The following is a 17145-nucleotide window of genomic DNA, read 5'->3' on the forward strand; positions in this document are numbered from 1 at the left end:
GGTCTAGACACGCTCAATCAACGGCTACGGGCTCCAGCCGGACGATCACTTCCTTCGACGCCGGCGTCTGGCTGCCCTCGGCCACGCTGTCCAGCGGCACCAGCACGTTGGCCTCGGGGTAGTAGGCTGCCGCACAGCCGGCCGCCGTGGGGTAGGAGACCACCCGGAAGTTCCGCAGCACCCGCTCCACGTTGTCCTGGTACACGCCGTGGATATCCACGTGCTGCCCGTCGCTGAGTCCCAGTTCGGCGAGGTCCCCGGGGCTGACAAACACCACTTCGCGGCCCTTCTTGATGCCCCGGTAGCGGTCGTTGTTGCCGTAGATGGTGGTGTTGAACTGGTCGTGCGAGCGCATGCTCTGCAGGATCAGCGTTCCGGCCGGCCGCTCCATATGTTCGAGCTCGTTGACGGTGAGCATGGCCTTGCCCGTCGGGGTGGTGAACGTCCGGGAATCCCGGGGCCCGTTCGGGAGCACAAAACCGCCGTCCTGCCGGATCTTCCGGTTGTAGTCCTCGCAGCCGCTGACCACGTGCGAGATGTGGTCCCGGATGAGGTCGTAGTTCTTCTCGAACCCGGCCCAGTCCGCCTGCACGGAGTCACCCACCACTTTTTGGGCCAGCCTGCTGACGATTGCCACTTCGGACAGCAGGCCCGGCGCCACCGGTTTCACGGTTCCGTGTGAGGCATGCACGGCGCAGACCGTGTCCTCCACGGACACAAACTGCGGACCGGATTCCTGCATGTCGATCTCCGTGCGGCCCATCGTGGGCAGGATCAGCGCCTCGGCGCCGGTGACCGTGTGCGAGCGGTTGAGTTTGGTGGAAATCTGGACCGAGAGCTCGGTGTTCTCCATCGCCGCGAACGCCGCGTGGGTGTCCGAAATGGCTCCCACGAAGTTACCGCCCATGGCCACGAAAACCTTGATGCCGCCGTCGCGCATTTGCCTGATGGTATCGACGGAATCGACGCCGTGTTCGCGCGGCGGTTCGAAGCTGAATTCCTTGCCGAGGGCGTCCAAGAATGCCGGCGGCATCTGCTCCCAGATGCCCATGGTGCGGTCGCCCTGGACGTTGCTGTGACCGCGGATGGGAGAGGCTCCGGCGCCGGGCTTGCCGATGTTGCCCCGGAGCAGCAGGAGGTTGATGATCTCCTTGATGGTGGCCACGCCCTTCTTGTGCTGGGTGATGCCCATGGCCCACGTGATGATCACCTTCTCCGCCCTGAGATAACGGTCCGCGAGCTCGTCGATATCCTCGGTCCGCAGGCCGGTGGCCGCCAGCACGGCAGCCTCGTCCAGCTGGGAAAGGTGCTCGCGAAGCTCCTCCAGACCCTGGCAGTGTTCGGCGAGGAACGCGTGGTCCAGCACCGTGCCCGGATCCGCAGCTTCCGCGTCCAGTACCCGCTTGGAGACGGCTTGGAGCAGGGCCATGTCCCCGCCGATGCGGACCTGCAGGAACTGGTCGGCGATCTCCGTGCCGCGGCCAATGATCCCCTTGACCTTCTGCGGGTTCTTGTAGCGCATCAGGCCCGCTTCCGGCAGCGGATTCACGGCCACAATGCTGGCTCCCGCCTCCTTGGCTTCCTCCAGGGCGGTCAGCATCCGCGGGTGGTTGGTGCCCGGGTTCTGGCCCATCACGATGATCAGGTCCGCCTTGGCGAAGTCATCGTAGGAGATGGTGGCCTTGCCGATGCCGATGGTCTGGCCCATGGCCCAGCCAGAGGACTCGTGGCACATGTTGGAGCAGTCCGGCAGGTTGTTGGTCCCGTAGGCCCGGACAAATAGCTGGTAGAGGAACGCGGCCTCGTTGGAGGTCCGGCCGCTGGTGTAGAAGGCGGTCTGGTCCGGGCTCGGCAGCCCCTTGAGCTTGTCGGCGACGATGGTGAACGCCTGCTCCCAGCTGACCGGCCGGTAGTGGTCCTCCCCCGCCGGCTTGTGGACAGGCTCGGTGAGGCGCCCCTGCATCCCCAGCCAGTACTCGGACCGCTGCCGCAGGTCACTGACCGGGTTCTCGGCCCAGAATTCGGAGCCGATCACCACCGGAGTGGCCTCCCAGGTGACGGCCTTGGCGCCGTTTTCGCAGAACTCGAACGTCTTGCGGTGGCCCGGGTCCGGCCACGCGCAGCTCATGCAGTCGAAACCGTCCTTCTGGTTCAGGGCAAGCAGGGTTTTCCCGGTCCTGACCAGGCCCATGTGCTGCACGGCCGGCTCCAACGAGTGGTAGACGCCCGGGACGCCGGCGGCCCACGTCTTGGGGTGGCCACTGACCTCGATGTCAGCCTCGTTGGCCTCTTCCACGTGCGGGTTCTTGCGTGCCACGTTGCACTCTCCTTGGTTCAAGCTCACACCGGCAGTGCACCGGTTTTCAGCTCGGTGTGACGGTCCCAGTCCACCCTTATAGAGGGGGTCATCCAAGTCAAGCAGGACTAACGGCAAACGCCTAGGTAGGGTGGACTGATGGACGTCCCTCCCTTTGTCTGGACCCTGACCATCGCGGGAATTGTGGGCCTGCTGGCTTTCGATTTCTTCTTCCATGTCCGCAAGGCACACACGCCCACGCTCAAAGAATCGGCCATCTGGTCCTCCATCTATGTGGGGATCGCCCTCCTCTTTGGCCTGGGCGTGCTGTTGTTCGGTGGCACCACCATGGGCACCGAGTACTTCGCCGGATACATCACGGAGAAGGCCCTGTCCGTGGACAACCTCTTTGTGTTCCTGATCATCATGGCCAGCTTCAAGGTCCCCCGTGCGGACCAGCAGAAGGTGCTGCTCTTCGGCATCGTGTTTTCGCTGATCGCCCGGACGGCGTTCATTTTCCTTGGCGCCGCTTTGATCAACAGCTTCGCGTGGGTGTTCTACATCTTCGGCCTGATCCTGCTGATCACCGCGGGGAACCTGCTCAAGCCGGACGGCCACGACGAAGACGCCGAAGGCCTGGTGGTCAGGCTCGCCAAAAAGTACCTCCCGGCGTCGGCCCATTACGATGGCGACAAACTCTTCACCCAGGAGAACGGCAAACGCGTCCTCACCCCGATGCTCCTGGTGATGGTGGCCATTGGCGGCACCGACATCCTGTTTGCACTGGACTCCATTCCCGCCATCTTCGGCCTCACGCAGAACGTCTTCATCGTCTTCACGGCCACCGCGTTCTCGCTCATGGGCCTGCGCCAGCTCTTCTTCCTGATCGACGGACTGCTGGACCGGCTGATCTTCCTTGCCTACGGTCTCGCCGCCATCCTCGGCTTCATCGGCGTCAAGCTCATCCTCCATGCCCTGCACGAGAACAACCTGCCGTTCATCAACGACGGAGGGCACGTCAACGTCATCGAAGTCAGCACCGGTGTGTCCCTGACCGTGATCCTGGGCGTCCTGGCGGTCACCGTCCTGGCCTCGATCTTCAGCCCCAAGGGCAAGGCCAAGAACGCGGTGTCCGGCGCCAAGCGGCACGCCACCGAATACCTGGACCTCAACTACGAAACGGACATGGCGGAGCGGGACAAGCTGTTCGCCCGGATGGTCCGGGAGGAAGACCAGATCCGCAGCCTGCCGGAGAAGTACAAACGGCTCATCCGCAACGAAACCGAGTTTATGGACCTCCTTCGCAAGGCCCACACTGAGCATGACGAAGCCCAGGTGCGGGCGGCGCAGGAGTAGCCGGGGCCTGATTGTCAGCCCCTCTTGCTAGATTCAAACCAGCGTCAGGGGAACTGTCCTCCGGCCAGGCACGTCAATGGGGAGGCCCCGTGTTTCTGCTCGATCCAGCCAGCGCTGATCCCGGTACTGTTGATCCGCGCCTCGCTGATCCCCGCCCCAGCGCGCCGCAGGACCTGGTGTTTTCCGCCAGCGACCTGGTGGCCGCCAGCGAATGTGAGTACCGCACGCTCCGCATCCTGGACGAGAAACTGGGCCGGACCCCCAAGGCGCAGTTTCCCGACGACGAAATGCAGCGCCGTGCCGGGGCGCTCGGTGACAAGCACGAGGCCAAGGTCCTGGCCGGCTTGGTCGCGCAGTATGGCGCGTGGGACGCCGGACGCGGCGCCGGGGTGTACTCGATCGAGCGCGGGGAGAACACGCGCGGCGAGCTGCTGGCCAAGCACGCTGAAACGGAACTCGCGCTCCGCGTCGGGGCCGATGTCGTCTTCCAGGCAACTTTTTTCGACGGAGAATTCCTGGGCTACGCCGACTTCATCGTCAATGAGGCTGCCGGCACCGGCAATCCTGGACGCTACGAGGTGTGGGACACCAAGCTGGCACGGCACGCCAAGGTGGGTGCGCTCCTGCAGCTCGCCGCCTACGGCGATCAGCTCATCGGCATGGGCCTGGACCCGTCGCCCCGGGTCACGCTGGTGCTGGGCGCCGTGGTGGACGGCGACTACGTCCGCAGCCACCACTCCCTGCCGGACCTGCTGCCGGTTTTCCGCGAGCGCCGCGACCGCTTCCGCGCCCTGACCGGCGCCCACCGGGAGGCCGGTTCGGCGGTGCAGTGGCAACAGCCCGGCGTCGCATACTGCGGGCGGTGCAACTACTGCGCCGAACAGGTCCAGTCCCACCGCGACCTCCTGATGGTGGGCGGCATGACCACCCTCCGGCGGAAGAAACTCATCGCCGATCACATCACCACCATCGACGCACTGGCGGATCTCCCGCTCAGCAAGGCCACCGGCTCTGTGGCCCGGCTCCGCGACCAGGCCAGGATGCAGCTGGGCCGGGACGTTCCGGACGGTTCGCGCACTTACTCCAAGGACGGCGAGGAGCATACCGTCACCTTCAAGGTGCTGCCCGAGAACGCCCTGGCAGAGATACCCCGGCCCAGTCCCGGCGACATCTTCTTCGACTTCGAGGGCGATCCGCTCTGGCAGGACCCCGCCACCAGCAAGTGGGGGCTGGAGTACCTGTTCGGCGTCATCGAGGCGCCTGTGTTTGACGGTGACGCAGCTGACGCAGTCGCGGCTGACAAGCCCGTCTTCCGACCCTTTTGGGCGCATTCACGCAACGAGGAGCGGCAGGCCTTCCTGGACTTCCTCGCCTACGTGGAAGTGCGCCGGGCCAGGCACCCCGACATGCACGTCTACCACTACGCCGCCTACGAGAAATCGGCGCTCCGGAACCTGTCCGTCGCGCACCTCGCCGGCGAGGACATCGTGGACAACTGGCTCCGCGAAGGCGTGCTCGTGGACCTCTACGCCACCGCCCGGCATTCGCTGCGGATCTCCGAGCCGTCCTACTCCATCAAGAAGCTTGAGCCCCTGTACATGGGCAGCAACCTCCGCTCCGGGGACGTGAAGGACGCCGGAGCCTCCGTGGTGGCGTATGCCGGTTACTGCGCTGCCCGGGACGACGGCGACGCCGCCACGGCCGCACACATCCTGGCCTCCATCTCCGACTACAACGAGTACGACTGCCTCTCCACCCTCCGCCTCCGCGACTGGCTGCTGGGTCTGCGAGGGGCGACTGCCTCAAGCGCGGCGACAACCGGAACGTCCGACGACGGCGGGCGGCCGGCGCCGTCGTCGGCCGCAGTTGCTGCCCCGCCACCAATTCCGGAACCCGAACCAACACCGGAGGAGCGCCGCCTGCAGGCCTACCTGGCCGGCCTCCCGGACAACCGGCCGTGGACCAACGACGAACGGGCCATCGCCATGGTGGCCGCCGCCACCGGGTACCACCGCCGCGAGCGCAAGCAGTTCTGGTGGGAGCATTTCGACCGCACCGAGTCCGAGATCGACCACTGGTCCGAGCACCGCAACGTGTTTGTGGTGGATACCGCGGAAATACTGACGGACTGGGAGCTCGCAAAGCCCACGGCCCGGATGCGCACCCGCACGCTGAGGCTGACCGGAATCATGAGCGAAGGGTCGGAGTTCAAACCCGGGAGCACCTGGTGCCGGCTCTACGACTCCCCTGTCCCTGACGGCCTGGACGATCCGCTGGGAACCACCACGGGCCGCGGGTTCACCTTTGGCACGCTGGTAACCGCTGTGGAGGACCACCCGCGGGTTGCCGGCCAGACCATGATCACCATCGAGGAGCGGGAAACAGGCAAGGTCCCCGCCTATCCGCATATTCCGGTGGCGCTCACCGAGGACCAGCCGATCCGCACCGCCAGCATCGAAGCCGCCCTGGCCGAGCTGGCCCAGAGTGTCGGCGCCTCGGTCCCCGTCCTTCCGGAACACCCCGGCGTCGACATCCTGCGCAAGGTGCCGCCGCGCTTCCATTCGATGCCGGGTCCCGCCGCCGTCGGCAAGGACGCCACCGGTGCAGCGGACTACGTCACGGCGATCACCGCCACGCTGCTGGACCTTGATCATTCGTACCTTGCCGTGCAGGGCCCTCCCGGGACGGGCAAAACCTACGTCGGCTCGCATGTCATTGCCCGGCTGGTGGAGCAGGGCTGGAAGATCGGTGTGGTGGGGCAGTCCCACGCAGTGGTGGAGAACATGCTGTGCACCGCGATCGAAACCGCCGGTGTGGATCCGGCGCGGGTGGCGAAGAAGCTGGCCGCCCCGCACCCCGTGCTGTGGCACCGCACGTCCGACGACGACGTCGCCGCGCTGCTCGCCTCCCCCGGCGGCTGCCTGGTGGGCGGCACCGCCTGGACCATGACGGGCAGGTCCGTCCCCGCCGGATCCTTGGACCTGTTGGTCATTGACGAGGCCGGCCAGTTCTCTCTGGCCAACACCCTGGCCGTGGCCCGCGCGGCCAAGCGGCTCCTGCTCCTCGGTGACCCGCAGCAGCTGCCGCAGGTCACGCAGGGCTCGCACCCGGAGCCCGTGGACGAGTCCGCCCTCGGCTGGCTCGCTGCCGGGCACGCCACCCTCCCCGGCGAACTGGGCTACTTCCTGGCGGACAGTTGGCGCATGCATCCGGACCTGTGCCGGGCCGTGTCCGTCCTCAGCTACGACGGAAAACTCGAAGCTGCGCCTGCGGCATCCCTCCGCAGCCTCGCGGAACTGCCGGCCGGGGTGGAAACAGTCTTTGTGGACCACAGCGGGAACACCAAGTCCTCCGCAGAGGAAGCTACCGAGGTGGTCCGTCAGGCCCAGCGGCACATCGGGCTGAAATGGCTTCCCGGCGACGACAAGCCGGCCAGGCCCCTGAACCCGGAAGACATCCTGGTGGTGGCCGCTTACAACGCCCAGGTCCAGCTGATCCGGCAGGCCCTGCACGACGCCGGGCTGCCGGGTGTCCGGGTGGGCACGGTGGACAAGTTCCAGGGCCAGGAGGCGCCGGTGGTCCTGGTGTCCATGGCCTGCTCCGCAGTTGCCGAGGCTCCGCGCGGGGCCGAATTCCTGTTGAACCGGAACCGGATCAACGTGGCTGTGTCACGGGGCCAGTGGCGGGCCGTGATCATCCGCTCCCCCGAGCTCACGAATTACATGCCGGCCAAACCGGCGGTGCTTGAGGAACTTGGCGCCTTCATCGGCCTCAGCGCGGGTCTCCACAGCCCTGGTAGTCACAGCCGCGCAACACCCTGAGAAACCGTGTTCTCACCGCTGAATCAAGGTAAGTTCGTGGGGTGACCTCCCAGAGCAACAGGTTGCCTGTCGGCGCCCTGATAGTCCTTGCCGCCATCGGCTTCACCGCCATCACCACCGAACTCCTGCCCTCCGGCCTGCTGCCCCAGATCAGCGCCGACCTCCGGGTCTCCGAGGCGACCGCCGGCTACCTGACGGCCGGTTACGCGGCCATCATCGTGGTCACCGTGATCCCTTTATCGCTGCTACTGTCGCGGGTCCCGCGGCACTACCTGCTCATCGCGTTGATCCTGTTCTTCGCGGCCAGTAACGCCTTGGTGGCCATCGCCTCCGATTTCGGCGCGGCCATGGGTTCACGCGTGGTGGGCGGCATCGCGCACGGCCTGCTGTGGTCCGCCATGGCCCCGTTTGTGGCGCGGATCGTCCCCGCCCACAAAGTGGGCAAGGCACTGGCCATCGTGTTCAGCGGCAACAGCCTGGGACTGGCCATTGGCGCCCCGGTGGGCACCGCCCTGGGCAACATCGTCGGCTGGCGGGCGGCGTTCCTGGTCCTGGCCGCCTCCGGGGTGGTGCTGGCGCTCCTTGCCGTGTTGCTGCTTCCCCCGGTGCGGCGCATCCCCGATGCTCCGCACCCATCCATCCGCAAGGCGATCGGCCAGCCGGGAGTGAAGACTGTCGCCGTTGGCTGGCCGCTGATGCTCATGGCCCATTTCGCCTTGTTCACCTACATTGCGCCGTTCTTGCGCGAGGTCCGACTGCCCGACTTCAGCATCCCGCTGTCCATCAGTGTTCTCGGTGTTGCCGGGTTGGTGGGCATCTGGATCGCTGGCATCACCGTGGATTCCCGTCCGCGGCGCTGGCTCCTGATCACCGTCGCCGGCGTTGTAGTGTCTGTGGCCTTGCTCCCGCTGGTGGGAAGCGTCCTGCCGGCCTTGGCGCTGCCGGTCACGCTGGTCCTGATGCTGGTCTGGGGCACAGGCATCGGCGCGATGGGGATCTACAACCAGTCCGCCATCCTCCGGGCCGGCGGCGAGTACAGGGACGCCGCCAACGGCCTGACGGTACTGACCATCCAGATCGGGATCATGATCGGCGCGATGTTCGGCGCCGCCGCCCTCACCCTTGCGGGGCCGCTCCTGATCCCGATCGCCGCCGCAATCCCCGCCGTCGTCGCGTTTGTGCTGATCCTTGCCGGACGGCGGCACGCCTATCCGCCGGGGCCGAAGGAACGCCAAGCCACTTTGGCCGAAGCAACGTCCCCATAGCCTTCAGCGCACGGCGCCGAAACGTCCACATAGGCCCCTCCCGCGCGGGCTGGCGGGGAGCCTGTCAGGGGGCCTCTCAGCGGGCCCGAAAGTCCCGGAACGATCCGTCGGCCGCGGAGATGGACTCCTCCACCCGTTCCACCCGGCCGGGCGCGTTCTCCGACCTCAGCCAGTCCAGGAGCTTTTGGACCTGCTGCTCCGGCCCTTCGGCCTCGATGGACACCGAGCCGTCGTCGAGGTTTCTCACCACGCCCTTGAGCGCCAGTTCGTCGGCCTTGCCCATTGTCCAGAAACGGAATCCGACCCCCTGCACCACGCCAAAGACGCGGGCAGAGAGCCGGATATCGCCGCTATCGTGGCCAGGGATATCCCGACTGGAGTCACGCCGGCGCCCGGAAAACCTCATGGCCGTCAGGACTGCTTGACCAGCGCCGCTTCGACGTTGATCTTGACCTTGTCGCTGACCAGCAGGCCGCCGGCTTCCAGTGCGGCGTTCCAGGTCAGGCCGAACTCCTTGCGGCTGATCTCGCACTCCGCGGAGAATCCTGCGCGGGTGGCACCAAAGGGGTCCACTGCCACCCCGGTGAACTCGACCTCCAGCTCCACCGGCTTGGTGATTCCGCGGATGGTGAGATCGCCCGTGAGCGTGTAATCCTCGCCGTCGCCCTCCACCGAGGTGGCCCGGAACGTCATCTCGGGGTACTCCTCCACATCGAAGAAGTCCGCCCCCTTCACGTGCCCGTCGCGGTTGGCGTCGCCTGAATCGAAGCTGGCCGTTTTGACCGTGGCGTGAAGCGAAGCCTCGGCGAGGGATGAGCCAACGCGGGCTTCGGCCGAGGCGTCCGTGAAACGTCCGCGGACCTTGCTGATGCCCGCGTGCCGGACAGTGAAGCCAATCTCGCTGTGCGACATGTCCAGGGTCCAGACGCCCGAGGTAAGGCCTGAAGGTAGGGTCACTTTGCATCTCCTTTGTGGGAAACAGTGCTGTGGAAACCGGCCAGGACGACCGGTTTCCACACTGCTTCACTCCGGAGTTTTTGTCCAGATACTGACCCTAAATCCGCCCGCAGATGCCGTTATCTGGACGAAAACTCGTCGGGCTGGGCGGGCCCGGTCAGTTGATGGTGATGTCCCGCGTGCGGTGGTCGTAGCGGATGGTGACAGTGCCGCCGTCGTGGTGCAGTTCGTGGTTGGGGCCATCGAACGTGCCGAACGCGCCATAGTTCTCGTCCCACGACCGGTTCAGGGCGATCTTGAAGGTGTAAGAGCCGGCGGGCAGGTCGGCGCTGATCTTCCACAGCTGATCCAGGGCATCGAGGGTCAGCTGGGCCTCGTCGTACTGCGGGGCCCAGTTTTCCGGCGCGCCCAGGATGGTATTGAAGTCGCCGGCAACCGCGACGGCCTCAGGCTGCGGGAAAGTCTCCACAGCGGGCGCTTCGGCCTTGGTCGCAGCCTTAGCCGCAGTTTTGGGCGCTGCCTTGCGCGAGCGGACCGCCTTGACCACGGGCTCTACGGCGTCCTCGATGGCGTCTTCGATTGCCTTGGCGGCCTTCCCGACGGCGTCGGCAGCCTTCTTAGCGGGCGTCCGCTTTGCCGGGGCCTTCTTGGCGGGAGCCGCCTTGACTGCCGCTGCCGGTGCGGGTGCCGGCGGAATGGCGACGTCGGCAGGAACCGGAGTGCCGGCGTCGAGCGCTACCGCGAAGGAATCCGCATCGGGGAAGGCGACCGTCGCGCGCATGCCGTCATCGGTGATGGTCCAGCCGGAACGGCCCTTGACCAGCCAGCCGGCCTTGACCAGCTTCGCCGTGGCGGACGTGAGCGTCTTGTGCCCGCGCGGAATGCCGCCGCTGAGCAGCGTGGCCTCATGATCACTGAACGGCACGCGCGCGGTGGCTTCCGCCAGAACCTCGCCGGCATTGAGTGAACCGCCGGACCAGACCCCTTCCGTCAGGACGTGCAGCACGGTCTTGAGACGGAGGTCGGTGTTATCTGCGATGGACTTGGCCATGATTCCCCTTGCGTAATGCGATCTGTCACTAGGCATCCTGCCAAGACCCTGTTAAATCGCGCGACTTGAATTGGTTAACTCTGCGTGTCATGACCCACTATGACGCGGATTACAGCAAAAGTGAGGCAGGAGTCTCGGCTAGGGGGCTGTTTTCTCAACCCTGGCGCACAAATCCCGGGTATCGCCGAACTCTTCCCGCACGCGCTCGCGCACCAGTGTAGCGAGTGGGAACGAGCGGAGCTACCCGCGGTTCAGTTCGTCCAGAAGCTCTGCTTTTCGCTCCTCGGAGGCGAACGACGAATGGATGGAATTGGCCGCGAGCCGGGACCTGTCGAAGTCTGAAAGGTCAAAAACGGCCTTCAGCTGGGAAAAGTTGTCGTCCACGTACCCACCAAAGTAGGCCGGATCATCCGAGTTCACGGAGACGTTGAGCCCGGCGGCGAGCATGGCCGGCAAGGGATGGTCCGCCAGGGTGTCCACGGCACGCAGCCGGACGTTTGACAGCGGGCAGACCGTCAGCGGAATCCGGTCCGCCACCAGCCGCTCCACCAGGTCCGGGTCCTCCATGCAGCGGATGCCGTGGTCAATCCGTTCCACTCCCAGGATGTCCAGCGCTTCGATAATGTACGACGGCGGTCCCTCCTCGCCTGCGTGCGCGGTCAGCCGCAGGCCCGCTTCGCGGGCTTTGGCGAACAGCCGCTCAAACTTGGCCGGCGGGTTGCCCACCTCGGCCGAATCCAGGCCGATGGCCGCGATGGGGGCATTCATGGCCAGCAGTCCGTCCAGGACCTCCAGCGCGGATTCCTCGGACTGGTCCCGCAGGAATGCGGCAATCAGCAGGGTGGACATGCCGAAGTCCTCCTGGGAGGTGGCCAGCGCCGACGCCACGCCTTTGACGCAGGTTTCCAGGCTGACGCCGCGGGACAGGTGGGCCTGCGGGTCCATCATGATCTCCGCGTGCCGGACCCCCGCGGCTGCGGCGCGGGCGAGGTAGGCGCGGGTCATATCGGCGAAGTCATGTTCGGTCTGCAGCACCACCATGTTGGCGTAGTACAGGTCGAGGAAGGACTGCAGGTCCGTGAACTCGTACAGTCCCCGGAGCTCCTCCAGGCCTGAGTGCGGGAGGGTGATGCCGTTGCGTTCGGCCAGTTCGAGGATCAGCTCCGGCTGCAGCGTGCCCTCAATGTGCAGGTGCAGTTCCGCGACCGGCACGAGCAGCGCCGCTACTTCCTGCAGGTCTGTTGCTGTTTCTGTTTCTGCCGCGGCAGCTTCAGTTTCAGTGGCGGCAGCTTCTGTTTCGGGCACCGCGGTTCCGTCCGCAAAGATATTCATCCGGTCAGGATATGCCTGCCAGCCGGTCCTCGCCCTCTCAGCAGACCACTTCCATCAGGACATCACCAGCTGACCACCAGAAATCATCTCGGTTTGATAACGGCCTCCTGATGTCCTAGCGTGAAATGCAAGCCCGTTCTTCGGGCGACATGAATGCCCGGTGCTGCCTCCACCAGAACTGCCCGGCCGGCAGACACCGAAAATTGACCTCTATATCGTCAGGGGCGGGCAGTGGCGCAATAACCTCCGGGGACGGACCGAGCGCTGGTGGCCTTCAGGAGCATCACACCATGAACAACAAAACCATCCGTACTGCCGCACGCCGTGGAGTAGCCGTTGCCGCCATTTCCGCGGCTGGCCTTTCACTCTCCGTCACCGCGGCCAACGCTGCCACCGACGGCGCAACCTGGGACGCACTGGCGCAGTGTGAAAGCGGCGGAAACTGGGCCACAAATACCGGCAACGGCTACTCGGGCGGCCTGCAGTTCAGCGCCAGCACTTGGGCTGCCTACGGCGGCACCGGTTCCGCAGCCGACGCCAGCCGCGAGCAGCAGATCGCCGTGGCCGAACAGGTCCAGGCATCGCAGGGCTGGGGAGCGTGGCCGTCCTGCACCGCGGAGCTTGGCCTGAGCGGCGGAGGGGGTGCGACGGCGGTGGCTCCCCAGAGCGCGCCAGTCCAGAGTGCACCGGTCCAGGCTCCTGTGGAGAGCGTGCCAGTCCAGGCTCCTGTGGAGAGCGTGCCAGTCCAGGCGCCTGTGGAGCAGGCACCAGCCGTGCCGGCCGCGACGGATGCGGTGACGGCTCCGCAGCACGCCGCGCCCGTGGAACTGAGTGGCGAGACCTACACGCTTGAGCCCGGCGACACCCTGAGCACCGTCGCCGACAAGCTTGGCGTTGAGGGCGGCTGGCAGAGCCTGGCGGACGCCAACCTGGACACCATTGCCAACCCGGACCTCGTGTTCTCCGGGCAGGTCCTCCAGCTTCCCGCCTAAGCTTCAACACTTTCCGCGGGAACCGCCCCTTCCCCAAGAACGACGGCCCACGGAAACAACAAAAGCCCGGCAGAAACAACCCCGGGAAACAACGACGCCGGAGCCCCCCTCGCTGGGGAGCTCCGGCGTCGTCCGTTGTTGTGTTCTGAATGGCCGGCAGGGACCTGATCCTCCTGCCGTCCGCGATCCTTCGTGCTTAGGCTGCTGCCTTGGCCACGGCCGGAATCTCACGGATGATGCGGACCTTCCACGCGGCGTCGTCGCTGGTGTCCAGCAGGGCCACCGTGCCGTGGGCGAGGTTCAGCGCCACACGCTTGGCCGCCAGCAGTTCAAGGTAGAGGTGCTCATTCATGCGGCTGGGGGTGTCGATCATGTACTTCACGGCGTCGCGGACCTTGCGGTAGTTGGCGCTCTTCTCGCGGTGCAGGTGCAGTTCCAGCATCTGGCGCTGGCGCACTTTGGGCTCGTGCTTGTTGAGCCAGGAGACGGCGAGGTGCACACCGATCACCAACGCGAGGGAGACAGCGTAGATCCACCAGCCGCTGGACATCAGGAACAGGGGCAGGTTGCCGATCGCCACGAGCGCAATGACGATCCGCAGCGCGACGATCCGGCGAAGGGTCAGGGCCACTGAGGCCATAGCCGCACGAAAGCCGTGCTGCTCGTGGCGCGCCGCGGCCGGGTCAAGGGTAAATTCATCAAGGACCAGGATGCCCTTGGCCTCCGGATCAAGCATCTGCCCAAACTTGGGCACAAACAGCTGCGTTGAACCGGCGGTCACTTCAGGTGAAATTGTCATGAGGGGGCTTCCGGGACGGTGGGGCGTTTCGGTGATTTTAGTGGTTAGCGGCATCCGCTGTATGTATCGGTCCACTATGTGAACTATTCCGCTGCCCTGTCGCGGTTGAGGGGCGCTGCCAGGATCCCGCGCGTGTGGCGCCGGGCACTGCAATTGGCACATCCGCCGCATGCCGTCAGACTGAAGGGATGCAAACCTTCCTTCCGTATCCCGATTTCCGGCAGAGCGCCGCAGCACTGGACACCGCCAGGCTTGGCAAGCAGCGTGTCGAGGCGCTGCAGACCCTCCGGGCTCTGGTGATTCCCGAGTACGGCTGGCTGGACCATCCCGCCGTCCGCATGTGGATGGGCCACGTTCCGGCGCTTACCATGTACGGCCTGGCGATGGTGGACGAATGGACCAACCGCGGCCATGAAGACAACACGCGCGCCAACATCACCGAGTTCGCGCCCCAAGCCGCACACCCGGACTACGCGGCCAAGATCCCGCTGCCGGAGTGGCTCGGAAACCCTGATTTCCACCTGAGCCACCGCGCCAAGCTGCTCCGCAAGGAACCGAAGTTCTACAAGGCGGTGTTCCCGGACGCCGACCTGGACCTGGACTTCATTTGGCCTGAGCCCAAGCACGAGTTCTATCCGGCAGAACCCGAGGGCGATGTCCTCTGGATTCTCCGCGACCCGCACGCCGAAATCGATCCGCAGACGCTGGATACCGTGGCGCTGCCGCCGATACGCCGCGGCGGCGCTGTTGCACCCGGCGCCCCTGAGGACGGCTACTCCCCCGTTTACGTCGACGACGGCTCCCGCCGCCCGTCCAAGCAGCCGCGCAAGCTGCCGCCCAAGCAGCTCGTGAAGAAGCCCACCCGGAAGCGTCTGGCGCAGGAGGAAGCATTCGCCACCCTCCCCGGCAAGACCACCGTCGCGGTTTCGTTTGAGGACGGCAACAAGTTCGCCGTCGGGCAGGTGCTGGGCCGCCCCATCACGCTCGACGACGGCCGGTTCGGCCGCACGTTTACCGTCACCGAGGTGATCGACCGGTCCGCGTTCGATTACCCCGCGCTCCTGCAGGACCCCCGGGTGTTCTTCCCGGTTCCCGCTCCCTGAGTGGCCACGCCGGGGTCTCGCGCCACTGAGGACGCCTAAACTCCTGCACGCCCGCGCAACTTTTCCCTTACAGTGATCGTTGAATGCTGGCAGCAAAGCACCAACAGCTTGGGGGCGAAAATGGGGGCAGGCGACGGCGCTGCTGAGCAGGCGCGGATTGCGGCGGAACGAGCGGCCAAACTGAGGCGCCAGCTCGACTACGCAGAACGGGCTGAACGGGCGTGGGCCGCGGGTGCCGCTGGTGAAGCCCGGGTTGCCTCGATATTGGAAACGCTTGAGGCCCAGGGCTGGATGGCCCTTCACGACGTGCATTGGCCAGGGCGGCCCAAAGCCAATTTGGACCATGTCTTAGTGGGCCCGGGCGGTGTCATTGTGATCGATGCGAAGAACTGGTCCGGCGACATCCATCTCCGGAACGGCGTCCTGCGGCAAAACGGTTACTCCCGTGAGCGAGAAGTCTCCGGGGTGGTAGAGCAGTGCTCAGCTGTGGCAGCCCTCCTGGAACCGCGGCACCGCCGCTACGTTCAAGCGTGGCTGTGCATGGTTGGACAACCCGATCTGCAGGGCACCACCGCCAGCGGTGCGCGGGTCCAGGGCATCGACACCGTATGCCGCGCCGTAGGTGCTGTGCCGGCCGTGCTTGATGCGAACACAGTCGAAGCCATTCACCAATTCCTGACCAACGTGCTTGCCGGAACCTCAAGTCCACCGCTTCTAACCACTGGAAGTGTTCCGACTGGACCTTCGGATTTCATGCATGCTGCAGGCCCTGCCACATCCTTGGCACGCTGGCGGACTGCACGCGACCCCTCCGATGACCCGCGCACCATACGCCCTCCGGTTAGCGTTCGACCACAGCCTGCACGCAGGAAAAGGACGAGCTGCCTGGGGGTGCTCTTCCGGCTGGCACTGATCATTTTCGCCCTCGGCGTGCTCTCCAGCGTGCTCTCACAACTTTCGCCCCAGCCGCAGAGAGTCCCGGTTCCCGCGCCAGCGGTAGTTTCCACCCTTCCAGCGCCCTGATCAGGCCGCGAATGCGAGTCACGACGGCAAGAATGGCAGACTTTCACCATGACGATTCTCTTGGCCGGCTGCGGCGATCTTGGCACCGAAGCGGGCCTGCGCTTCGATGCGGCCGGACACCGGGTGGTGGGCTGGCGGCGTTCGCCCGAAAAACTGCCCTCTGCGATCGAAGGTGTGGCGGCGGACCTGGGCTCCACGGACCTGCCCGGTGTCCCGGCCGACACCACCGCCGTCGTCGTGGCGGTTGCGGCTGACTCACCCACGGAAGCGGCCTACCGTGCCGCGTACGTGGACGGTCTGGCGCATGTCATGGACGCCCTGGAGCGTGACGGCGTAACGCCGCGGCGGGTGCTTTTTGTGTCGTCCACCGCTGTCTACGGGGACGCCGGCGGTGGCTGGGTCGATGAGAGTACGACGGCGGTTCCTAGCGGTTTCTCCGGACGGATCCTCCTCGAGGCGGAGGAACTCCTGGTTTCGCGGCTGCGCGGCACTGGTACTTCGCCCGTTACGCTGCGGCTTGGCGGGATCTACGGTCCGGGCCGGACTCGGCTGATTGACCAGGTCCGCAGCGGGAATGCCGTGGTTCCCGACGAACCACGCTTTACCAACCGGATCCACCGGGACGACGCCGCTGCGGCGATCGTCCAGTTGGCCACGATGGAAGCTATGCCTGCGCCGGTATATGTCGGTGTGGACAACTCTCCCGCTGAACTTGGGGATGTACTGCGGTTCCTGGCCGCCGAAATGGGCTATCCGGAACCGCCCGTCGGACCGGCCGACGAGGCCCGTGGTGGCAACAAACGCTGCAGCAATGCGCTGCTCCGCGGGACCGGGCTTGAGTTCACCTACCCGACGTTCCGGGAAGGTTACCGGGCAGTTCTGGCGCGCACCGCAGTCCGCCACCCGTAACCCCCGGGCGCGAACGGACACTTAAGCCCCACCGTCGCCGACGACCCGCGCGAACGGACACTTAAGGCCCTGAATTGCCGCGGCGCGATTCGCGGCACCGATCGTTGCTTCGCAGGGTTATGCACATAGCCATTCAGCCTCGCCGTTATTGTCACACCCTCCGGGGATGATTTGAGTATGGATAGCAGAGCAGCTGTGGCGACGGCGGAGGCCCTTTCTGTGTCCTTCGCTGAGCTTGCGG

General features: G+C 65.8%; 13 protein-coding genes and 1 pseudogene. 7 read left to right on the forward strand and 7 right to left on the reverse strand.

The genetic code is table 11. The features are described from left to right. Positions 1-13: 13 nt before the first annotated feature. Positions 14-2317 (reverse strand): FdhF/YdeP family oxidoreductase, encoded by a 2304-nt coding sequence (locus tag ACX80V_RS21050; RefSeq protein ID WP_485844779.1) that lies wholly within the window; start codon positions 2315-2317, stop codon positions 14-16. A gap of 138 nt (positions 2318-2455) precedes the next feature. Between ACX80V_RS21050 and ACX80V_RS21055 the strand changes: the two genes are divergently transcribed. The 3 genes from ACX80V_RS21055 (at position 2456) to ACX80V_RS21065 (ending at position 8738) form a co-directional block, all read left to right on the forward strand. Further along, positions 2456-3652 carry a TerC family protein gene (locus tag ACX80V_RS21055; protein WP_485844780.1) on the forward strand — a complete coding sequence of 399 codons (1197 nt, stop codon included), beginning with the start codon at positions 2456-2458 and terminating at the stop codon, positions 3650-3652. 89 nt (positions 3653-3741) lie between these two features. Continuing rightward, positions 3742-7473 carry a TM0106 family RecB-like putative nuclease gene (locus tag ACX80V_RS21060; RefSeq protein WP_485844781.1) on the forward strand — a complete coding sequence of 1244 codons (3732 nt, stop codon included), beginning with the start codon at positions 3742-3744 and terminating at the stop codon, positions 7471-7473. A gap of 41 nt (positions 7474-7514) precedes the next feature. Then, entirely contained in the window at positions 7515-8738 is a 1224-nt protein-coding gene (locus ACX80V_RS21065) for an MFS transporter (protein ID WP_485844782.1), read from the forward strand. A gap of 76 nt (positions 8739-8814) precedes the next feature. On the opposite strand, the gene ACX80V_RS21070 is transcribed toward ACX80V_RS21065, so the two are convergent. The 4 genes from ACX80V_RS21070 to ACX80V_RS21085 form a co-directional block, all read right to left on the reverse strand. Then, positions 8815-9144 (reverse strand): acylphosphatase, encoded by a 330-nt coding sequence (locus tag ACX80V_RS21070; protein ID WP_485844783.1) that lies wholly within the window; start codon positions 9142-9144, stop codon positions 8815-8817. 5 nt (positions 9145-9149) lie between these two features. Next, positions 9150-9695: a YceI family protein gene (locus ACX80V_RS21075; RefSeq protein WP_185262704.1), complete on the reverse strand. Its 546-nt coding sequence runs from the start codon at positions 9693-9695 to the stop codon at positions 9150-9152. A 157-nt stretch (positions 9696-9852) separates the two neighbouring features. Beyond that, positions 9853-10746, reverse strand: a complete 894-nt coding sequence (locus ACX80V_RS21080) for a pullulanase X25 domain-containing protein (RefSeq protein ID WP_485844784.1) — start codon at positions 10744-10746, stop codon at positions 9853-9855. A 240-nt stretch (positions 10747-10986) separates the two neighbouring features. Next, entirely contained in the window at positions 10987-12078 is a 1092-nt protein-coding gene (locus tag ACX80V_RS21085) for an adenosine deaminase (protein WP_485844785.1), read from the reverse strand. 290 nt (positions 12079-12368) lie between these two features. On the opposite strand from ACX80V_RS21085, the gene ACX80V_RS21090 reads away from it, so the two are divergent. Next, positions 12369-13070, forward strand: coding sequence for a transglycosylase family protein (locus ACX80V_RS21090; protein WP_485844786.1), 702 nt, complete (start codon positions 12369-12371; stop codon positions 13068-13070). Positions 13071-13266: 196 nt separating this feature from the next. Here ACX80V_RS21090 and ACX80V_RS21095 read toward each other — a convergent pair whose 3' ends face one another. Further along, positions 13267-13869, reverse strand: a complete 603-nt coding sequence (locus ACX80V_RS21095; RefSeq protein WP_485844787.1) for a hypothetical protein — start codon at positions 13867-13869, stop codon at positions 13267-13269. Between the two features lie 188 nt (positions 13870-14057). Between ACX80V_RS21095 and ACX80V_RS21100 the strand changes: the two genes are divergently transcribed. Next, entirely contained in the window at positions 14058-14972 is a 915-nt protein-coding gene (locus tag ACX80V_RS21100; protein WP_485844788.1) for an MSMEG_6728 family protein, read from the forward strand. 120 nt (positions 14973-15092) lie between these two features. Further along, a pseudogene (locus tag ACX80V_RS21105) lies at positions 15093-15440 on the forward strand (nuclease-related domain-containing protein); the annotation flags it as partial. Positions 15441-15452: 12 nt separating this feature from the next. Here ACX80V_RS21105 and ACX80V_RS21110 read toward each other — a convergent pair. Continuing rightward, a complete protein-coding gene (locus ACX80V_RS21110; RefSeq protein ID WP_485844791.1) occupies positions 15453-15641 on the reverse strand; it encodes a hypothetical protein in 189 nt (62 codons plus the stop codon). A 402-nt stretch (positions 15642-16043) separates the two neighbouring features. On the opposite strand from ACX80V_RS21110, the gene ACX80V_RS21115 reads away from it, so the two are divergent. Beyond that, on the forward strand, positions 16044-16904 hold the full coding sequence (locus ACX80V_RS21115) for an SDR family oxidoreductase (RefSeq protein WP_485844789.1): 861 nt from the start codon (positions 16044-16046) through the stop codon (positions 16902-16904). Positions 16905-17145 lie beyond the last annotated feature (241 nt).

This window comes from Pseudarthrobacter arbutini (genome assembly GCF_054510915.1).